The 7957-nt window shown below is 45.8% G+C and carries 6 protein-coding genes; 1 reads left to right on the forward strand and 5 read right to left on the reverse strand.

The window, feature by feature from the left end; genetic code table 11:
• Nucleotides 1-3: 3 nt before the first annotated feature.
• From AB5443_RS14475 to AB5443_RS14495, 5 genes are all read right to left on the reverse strand, one after another.
• The gene (locus AB5443_RS14475; RefSeq protein WP_073344008.1) at nucleotides 4-3417 is read right to left on the reverse strand and encodes a SusC/RagA family TonB-linked outer membrane protein; all 3414 of its coding nucleotides are present in this window, start codon (nucleotides 3415-3417) and stop codon (nucleotides 4-6) included.
• Nucleotides 3418-3731: 314 nt separating this feature from the next.
• The gene (locus AB5443_RS14480; protein ID WP_052662233.1) at nucleotides 3732-4970 is read right to left on the reverse strand and encodes a FecR family protein; all 1239 of its coding nucleotides are present in this window, start codon (nucleotides 4968-4970) and stop codon (nucleotides 3732-3734) included.
• Nucleotides 4971-5025: 55 nt separating this feature from the next.
• Nucleotides 5026-5526, reverse strand: a complete 501-nt coding sequence (locus AB5443_RS14485) for a sigma-70 family RNA polymerase sigma factor (protein ID WP_044655180.1) — start codon at nucleotides 5524-5526, stop codon at nucleotides 5026-5028.
• A gap of 128 nt (nucleotides 5527-5654) precedes the next feature.
• Nucleotides 5655-6170: a DUF255 domain-containing protein gene (locus AB5443_RS14490; RefSeq protein ID WP_052662234.1), complete on the reverse strand. Its 516-nt coding sequence runs from the start codon at nucleotides 6168-6170 to the stop codon at nucleotides 5655-5657.
• 207 nt (nucleotides 6171-6377) lie between these two features.
• A complete protein-coding gene (locus AB5443_RS14495; RefSeq protein ID WP_277134735.1) occupies nucleotides 6378-7013 on the reverse strand; it encodes an HU family DNA-binding protein in 636 nt (211 codons plus the stop codon).
• Between the two features lie 348 nt (nucleotides 7014-7361).
• On the opposite strand from AB5443_RS14495, the gene AB5443_RS14500 reads away from it, so the two are divergent.
• Nucleotides 7362-7957: BT4734/BF3469 family protein (locus AB5443_RS14500; RefSeq protein ID WP_368119613.1), on the forward strand; the 596-nt coding region annotated here is incomplete at its 3' end.

Consider the following 7957-nt stretch of genomic DNA (forward strand, 5'->3'; position numbering starts at 1 on the left):
TTTTTAGAAACTAATATTTAAGCCCATGGAATAGGTCTTTTGAATAGGATAATTAAAACCGTTCTCACCTAATTCGACATCCCATATCTTGAAGTTCGTGAAACAGAACGGGTTGTTTGCACTGACAAAGAGCTTTACATTCTGCATCTTCCATCTGTTCAGCAACTTTCTGGGCAGGTTGTAGGCCAACTGGAGTGAGGTGCAACGCAAGAAACTGCACTCACGCATGAAATAGGTACTCTTGCGCACTTCAGCCCCGCTGTACCAGTCCTCTTGTGGATTGTGTGTGACAATATTCTGCGGAGAAAGGCGTGGCCAAAATGGTCTTGAACTCATGTTGTCTTCCGACCAGTGATCCTCGTAAATGGCTGTCAGCATGGCATGGTCGCCATAGAAGGGGGAGATGGATTTCGGATTCATGAAGAAAGTGCGTTTGCCCGAACCTTGGAAGGCAAAACTGAACTCGAACTCTTTATAGTTCAGGAAACCGCTGAAACCGTAGATGACCCGCGGAGTCTCCGGATAACCGATGTAGGTGGCATCCGCCACGGTGATTACACCGTCACCGTTCAAGTCGCGGTATTTGATGTCTCCCGGCATGACATCTCCGTCCTGTCGGGGCGAGTTGTCGATTTCAGCCTGGTCGCGGAATACTCCTTCGGCTATATATCCCACTGCCTGACTGATTTCCTTGCCTGCCATACGCTGCCAGGCCGGTTTGTTGGTAGCTTCTTCAATCTCCTTGTAAACAACTTTATTATAAGTGGCGGTAGCGTTTAAAATCATCCAGAAGTCATTGTTGAACTGATGCTGTACTTTGGCCGAAAGGTCGATTCCGCGTGAACGTGTTTTGCCGATATTATCCAGCGGAGCCACTTCAATACCGACATTCGCCGGAATGACATAACGGTTGGAAAGGATATTGTGGCGGATTTCCTGATAGATATCTGCCTGCACTTCAAGCAGTCCTTTGAAGAATTTGGCTTCGATACCCAGATTGGCTTGTTCCGCTATTTCCCATTGGATATCCTCATCACCGTAGAAGTTTACAATTCTACGGGAGCTTGAACCTGCAGTCTTATAGGCTTCTACGTCTTTTGTGGTGCCGGCTCCGGTTGAACCGATATCCTGCAAATATACATAGCGTGGGGTGGAAATGATGCCGTCGTTACCGACTTTACCCCAGGAGAAGCGGAATTTCAAGTAAGAAAGCCAGTTGGAAGCCGGACGCATCCATTTCTCGCTTGAGGCCACCCATGCGGCTCCCAAAGCCGGGAATACTCCCATACGGTTGCCTTTTGCAAATCGTTCGGAACCATTGTAACCGACACTTACTTCACCGAAATATCGGTCTTTGTACCCATATGAACCACGTCCGGAATAAGTCAGGTTGCGTTGCGGCATCCCGTTCAGAACGGATGAAATAGGAGTAAAGGTACGTTCGTAGGCTTGGAATACTCCGGTCAATGAGGTCTGGTGATCTCCCCAGGCTGCGGTGTGATAGACCCGTCCTTCATAAGTGACGCGTGTATCGGTGGTATTGCTGTTTCCGCCTACTCGCAGCGTTTTTGAAGCGGTTGCGTTTCCTACTCCCGCCAAGGTGTGTCTGCCGGTTTCGAAATCATAATTTTTCAGATAATATTTATAGGGACTGGTTGTAAATGTATTGTCATAGTAACCCGACTGGACATAAGAAGCGCTTAGACGGACTTCCAGACCTTTTACCAGAGAACTGAGATTATGGATATATTCCGCCTTGTTGGTAGTGGAATATCGGGTACGTTCCTTATATCCTTGCTGGTTCATCATATAAGGATTGGTGGCTCCGGCAGCGGTTGTACCGAAACGGATATGTGGCCAGCTGTAGTTTTCGTCGGCAGGATAGATAGGGGCGAAATCTACCGGAGAAGCGTTAAAGGCATATGAATAAGCGGCAGACTGGTCGGTCACCGGACCGTGATATTTATCTATGTTGGTAGCCGAGTTGATAACGAGCCGTATACCCGAAGTCAGGTTGATATTCAAATTGGTGCGGAAGCTTACCTGATTGTTGGTGATGTTACAGTCGAAATCATTCAATTTGTCGGATTTCAGCATGCCTTGGTCACGGTTATAATTGACGGATGCATAATATTGTATTACTTTGGAACCGCCGCGGATAGTGACACCGGCATGATGGTTAATGCTCTGCCCTTTGAACAGGATATCGTACCAGTCATTGGCAGGATACACCCATGACGGATACCTGCCGGAAGCTGTACGGTTGATGTGTTCTACGCTATATTTGGGAGTTCCGGCGTTGGAACGTCCCATGATAGCCTGATTATACATTTTCATGTAGGTGATAGGGTCTACTACGTCGATCTCCCGTGTCGGTTTGCCGACAACCATCTCGTAGCGTGCGGTGGTATAGACACTTCCTTCTTCTCCTTTCTTGGTAGTGACGAGAATCACTCCGTTGGCTCCGCGTGCACCGTACATGGCAGTTGCGGAAGCGTCTTTCAGGACACTGAAAGATTCGATGTCCTCTACTGCCAGGCGGGACAGTTCCAGTTTGGAGGATTCCACTCCATCAATCAATATCAGCGGGTCGGAGTTGGCGCTGGACTGGAATGAGGTGATACCACGTACATAAAACTTTGTGTTCATCTCGTCTTCAGTCAGGGCTCCCGGAAGTCCGCCGGTCTGCCAGGCAATCATTCCGGGGATTTTTCCGGCAAAGCTGGAGGTCAGGTCGCTGCTTGAAGTTTTCAGTTCACCGGGACGTATGGTCGTAATGGCAGACACCACGCTTTCCTTTTTCTGTGAGCCGAAAGCCACGACTGTCACTTCATCCAGATTCTTCGAAGAGGGTTCCAGGCTCAGGTTCACTGTCGTCTTTCCTTTCACGGGGATTTGTTCGGTCTTGTAGCCGATGAACGAGAAGTCCAGTACATCATCCGGTTTCACCTTTACGGTGTACCGTCCGTCGAGGTCGGTCATCGTTCCTTGTTTGGTTCCGTGGATTTTGATGTTGACTCCCGGCACGGGAACTCCGTTCTCGTCCACCACCTTTCCTTGTACCTTGATGGTTTCTTGTCTGGGTTCTGCCGTGCGGTTGGTTTCTTTGGATGTCACCGTGATAAATTGTTTGTCAATGGTGTACTCCAATGGCTTGTTACCAATGATTTGCTTCATGGCATCGTGAATGTCCTTAGCACGGATTGTTCCGTTTACGCCATACTTGTTCACATCTTCCGTGATGAACATGATTTTGTAGTCTGTCACTTTTTCCAAGCGTTTGAATACTTGGGGAAGCCGCTCGTTTTTCACTTCAAGCACGATTTCCTTGTCTTTCCCTTTCTGGGCGGTCATTGTGACCGGGCAGAATTGGATAAGCAGGAAGGCTAAAATGAAAATAACTGAAAACTTTCTCATAAACTATTAACATTATATAATTAGACCTTTACTGTTAAATCGGAATCCACTAGCAATAAGACACCCCTAAAAATGATTTTTTTTCAAAAAAAGAGTGATTTATTGGAAAAGGTAGCATTAGTTTATGATTGGAGAAGAAGCTCTGCTCATTCTGAAATCGCTTGTGAAAGGGAGGATATGTAAATAATAGCAAAAAGAATAGAATATTAACAGAATGTACGTATGCTTTCTTCCGATACTAGTTTTTTCTGACAGGTGTCGGAAGAAAGTATTATTCCATGAATGAATTTGGAAGGTATGAATCAGTGCAAGATTTATCGGATATATAGAGTGTTGCCGCTTAATGTGGCGTGAATCTTTTTCATGCGGTTCAGCAGGCTTATCGCCCGTTCCAGTGTCTCGCTACGTACGCAGAAATACCGGATATGCATATCCATCAATGCTTTGTTTTCAAATATGACGTTTATATTATACCAGCGTCCGAGTTCCTGAGTTACGTCCATCAGCGGCATATTATCGAAGTAGAAATATCCGTCTTTCCAGTAGACATAAGCGTCCGTATCTACGTTCTTGACCACGAAAGCTTCGTTCTCACACCATTGGGCATCCTCGCCGGGATTCAGAAAGACTGAATTTTCCTTGTTTTCACTGTCACTGACTTGCACCCGTCCGTTAATCAAGGTGACGTGAGAGTCGCGGGAAACGTAATTGCGTACATTCAGTTCCGTACCCAATACCTGTATCTGCATGCGGTCGGTACAGATGACAAAAGGACATTCCGCATTTTTCGCCACTTTGAAATAAGCTTCCCCTTTCAGGCGGACCGACCTGGTCTTGCCGCCAAACTGAGAAGGATACTCCAGACTGCTTTCCGCATTCATCCAGACAACGGTTCCGTCTTCGAGGGTGATTTTGAAATCCTGTCCTCTCGGAGTGGAAAGACGGTGTGTCTCGATATTTTCTTCGGACACATCCGGATTGTTTCTGGCAGTATAGGCAAGTTCCAGTGTGTCTTTATTGTTGAATAAGGTACCTACTGCTTCCAAAGCCTCTTCACGTGTGTCCCGTGCAAGGGCGAACCGGTCGCCTGCGCTTGTCTGCAACGTCACCTGCTGCACACTGTCAATGGCTTGGAAGGCAACGATTCCGCTTTTTGACGACGGCGTTCCTATCAGCCATGAGTACAGGAAAACGATGAGGAAAGATGCGGCTATTCCCGTCAACGTCCCCCATAAGAAACGGTGTGATTTATTTCCGTTGGAGGATTGGAGGGGGGCCGCCGGATTCGCGAGAGAACGGGGCTGCGTAGTGGAGAACGGAATACTGCGCTCTTTTTGGCGGAATGCCTGCCATTCCTTTTCCACATCGGGAGCGTCATTGTCGCATTGGCGTATTACGGCATTCTTGCAGTTTTGCAGTTCCCGGCAAGTACGCATAACCTCTTCATCCTGCATGACTGATGCAAGTTCCTCGTCGGACAGCTGTTTACCATCTTCCATCAATTTGACGATTCGTTCCAGTTCTTCTTCCTTTATATCTTCTTTTTTATCCATTGATTGTAACAGTCTGTTTGTTATATATCGTATCCGGTTAGGTTTTGTACACCACTTATTTGTCTTTTTTTGCAATTACCGCTCTGAATGCTTTCAAAGCGTTAACGATATGTTTCCGCACGGCGCTGACGCTGATACCGAGTTCATCGGCTGTCTCACTATATGTTTTCTTTTGGAAGTAGCACATTTCTAGGATGGTACGGGTTTTAGGGGTGAACTTGTCCAACATGCCGTACATTTCCGAGATTTGTTGTTCCATTTCCTCGTATGTGTCGTCCTCGCCACTTTCGTTATACATGTACATATAGAAATCTGCATACCGGGCTTTTGCCGTCTCGTGGCGGAGATGGTCAACGCACTTGTTGCGTACCAGCGAATACATATAACTGGTAAGGTTGAACTGTTCTTTCTGATGGGAAAATGCCCATGCCTGTTCAAAGGCATCGCCTACAATATCCCGACACACTTCCTTGTCACCTATCATTTGAAAGGCAAAATAATAGAAGCGGGAATAGTTTCCCTTAAAAAACAGTTCAAACTCAGTCTCCTTTTCCAATACTCCGAACGTTTTGATTCCTTTATTAATTTAGTTGAGAGTTGCGTGCAAAAATAGTATTTTTGTCTTTATTTCAAAAGATTTTAGTGAAAAACCGAAAGAAGGAACCTGTCGGAAAAAGAAAAATGTCAGTTCCCTTTCTGCATGCGTTCTTTTTTGGTGTATTCGTCTTCCTCACCCAGTAATGCATTTTTTAGCTTGTTGGCAAAGGCTGTGACATAGGCTCCGCCTACAAATTTATTATAAAGGGTGCCGTCCGGATTTATCAGCAGATAAGTGGGGTAGACTTTGACTCCGAATTTGTTTTTGAGCATTTTGCCGTCGCCTGCTTTTTCCATGTTGACCTTGATGGTGACGAACTGGTAATTCATGAAGTTACCGATCCGGGTGTCTTTGAAAGTGGTGTCCAGCATTTTTTTGCAGGGAGCGCACCATGAAGCGTAACAGTCTACAAATATACGCTTATTCTCCGCTTTTGCTTTTTTCAGGGCTTGTTCATAAGAGATATCAAGGAACAGGACACCTTTACCTTCATCATAAACGGTGTCTTTCTTCTGTGAATAATTGTTTTCGACACCTTTTTCTTGTGCTGCTATCCAAAGTGGCAGGATAGCGAATAATAGTTGGATGAATACTTTTTTCATACTCCGATTTCTTTAAGTTATATAAGTTTATTATTTAAATCGGAAAGGTATGCCAATCGGACACCACGGAATATTATTTTTCATGATTTTGCCCTCATACCCTCATAGTTTGCTTGAAACTCTTTATTCATCGTTGTTACAGCTATGAGGGCAGAATGATAAAACACCCTGAGGGTAACTTTTACCCTCAGGGTGCTAAGTTCCTGTTTATCCCGTAATCGGTTCATTATTACCATAATAACCGCTTCCCGGCACATAAATCGGTTGCATCACTCCACCCTCATTTTTCAGCTTTCCTTCATCACGTAGCCGTCGGATATGCCGCATAGCCGTGCTTCTTGCCATTCCGCAGAGATTCTGGAAGTCATATCTCCGCATGAACTGATGTGTCTGGAAGTATTTCGTCAGTCTCCGGTCTATTTCTTCGTTGGTCGGTTGCGAGAAGTCCAGTCCGCCTTTCAGGCTTTTGACTTTCAGTATGCCGAACTCATTCTTCAATGTCTGGTCGGCACGAAACAGAATAGATTTCAGTTTTACTTTGGTCGCCTTTCGTTTCGTGTCTATCGTTACCGGTTCCGTACTGGTCAGGCAGGGGCGGAAGTAGCCGATGCCGTCCAGATGTACCTGCTTCCCGTCCGCCAACTCTTGTCCCATGATGTGGGAAAGGGCGTCGAGCACGGCGGTGACATCCGTCGCCGTCAGCGAACAACGCTCCTGGATACGTTGGCGCAACAGGTCAGTCCCTATCGAACCATTATATTTTAAACGCGGATGCAGTGTTTTCTCTCCCTGTTCTTTGTCCGAAGGTTTCGGGTCTTCATACCAGTCAAATAATATTGCCATAGCTTCATGTTTTGTTTTAAAGTAACTGTTCTTGTTATGTATTCTCTTATATAGTTGTACGTTAATGCTTACTGTTCGTTTTGTTAAGCCTTAATGCTTTACAAGGGCTCACTGATGTGAACAAAGCCGTTAACGTCTGTGGACGTTTTTGTTTACAACTGATAGCCTGTATGTTCACATTAGTGAGCCCTTGGTAACTATTAAGCAAAGATACATGAAATATAGGTGTAATGCAAATAAAATGCGGGTATTAATCAGAAGAAATGCTTGTTTCCTGCAAATTAATAGCGTATCTTTACAGGAAATAAACAAGATGTTGTATTTGTAGAAAAAACAGACAAAAACAGGATGAAATTTACTTTAATCAGACAGGATAGCGGGAGTGGAAAAGAGACTCTCAGCATTTGTGAAGCAAGCACATTGTTCGACAAAATGAAGACGGAGACAAAATCGGGACATATCACGGCTTTGCGCGAACTGATACCTTTGATGGAAGGTTCGTACGGGCACTATGAACACATAGACAAGCTGCCCTATATTTATTCCGCCGTGGAATATACCCGTACGAAGGACGGCGAACGGAAGATAAAACAATATAACGGACTCGTGCAACTGGAAGTGAAGCACTTGGCGGGTCTGTCCGAAATCGAGTTTGTGAAGCGGCAGGCGGCGCTTTTACCGCAGACTTTCGCCGCTTTCTGCGGCTCCAGTGGGCGGAGTGTAAAAATATGGGTGCGTTTTGCCTTGTCGGATGCCGGCGGACTTCCCGAAAAGGAAACGGACGCGGAACTGTTCCATGTCCATGCCTATTGGCTGGCAGTGAAATGTTATCAGCCGCTATTCCCTTTTGACATCGACCTGAAAGAACCGGTACTGACGCAAAGATGCCGGATGACATTGGATGAGGCTCCTTATTATAACCCGGACGCGGTGCCGTTCTGCCT

Source organism: Bacteroides sp. RTP21281st1_H5_RTP21281_210402 (genome assembly GCF_040918965.1).
GTDB classification, from domain to species: Bacteria; Bacteroidota; Bacteroidia; order Bacteroidales; family Bacteroidaceae; genus Bacteroides; species Bacteroides congonensis.

Excerpts from the sequence above, each read along its gene's own strand:
- AB5443_RS14475 (WP_073344008.1), bottom strand. The coding sequence starts at position 3,417 with ATGAGAAAGTTTTCAGTTATTTTCATTTTAGCCTTCCTGCTTATCCAA.
- AB5443_RS14490 (WP_052662234.1), bottom strand. The coding sequence starts at position 6,170 with ATGAAAAAAGTATTCATCCAACTATTATTCGCTATCCTGCCACTTTGG.
- AB5443_RS14495 (WP_277134735.1), bottom strand. The coding sequence starts at position 7,013 with ATGGCAATATTATTTGACTGGTATGAAGACCCGAAACCTTCGGACAAA.
- AB5443_RS14480 (WP_052662233.1), bottom strand. The coding sequence starts at position 4,970 with ATGGATAAAAAAGAAGATATAAAGGAAGAAGAACTGGAACGAATCGTC.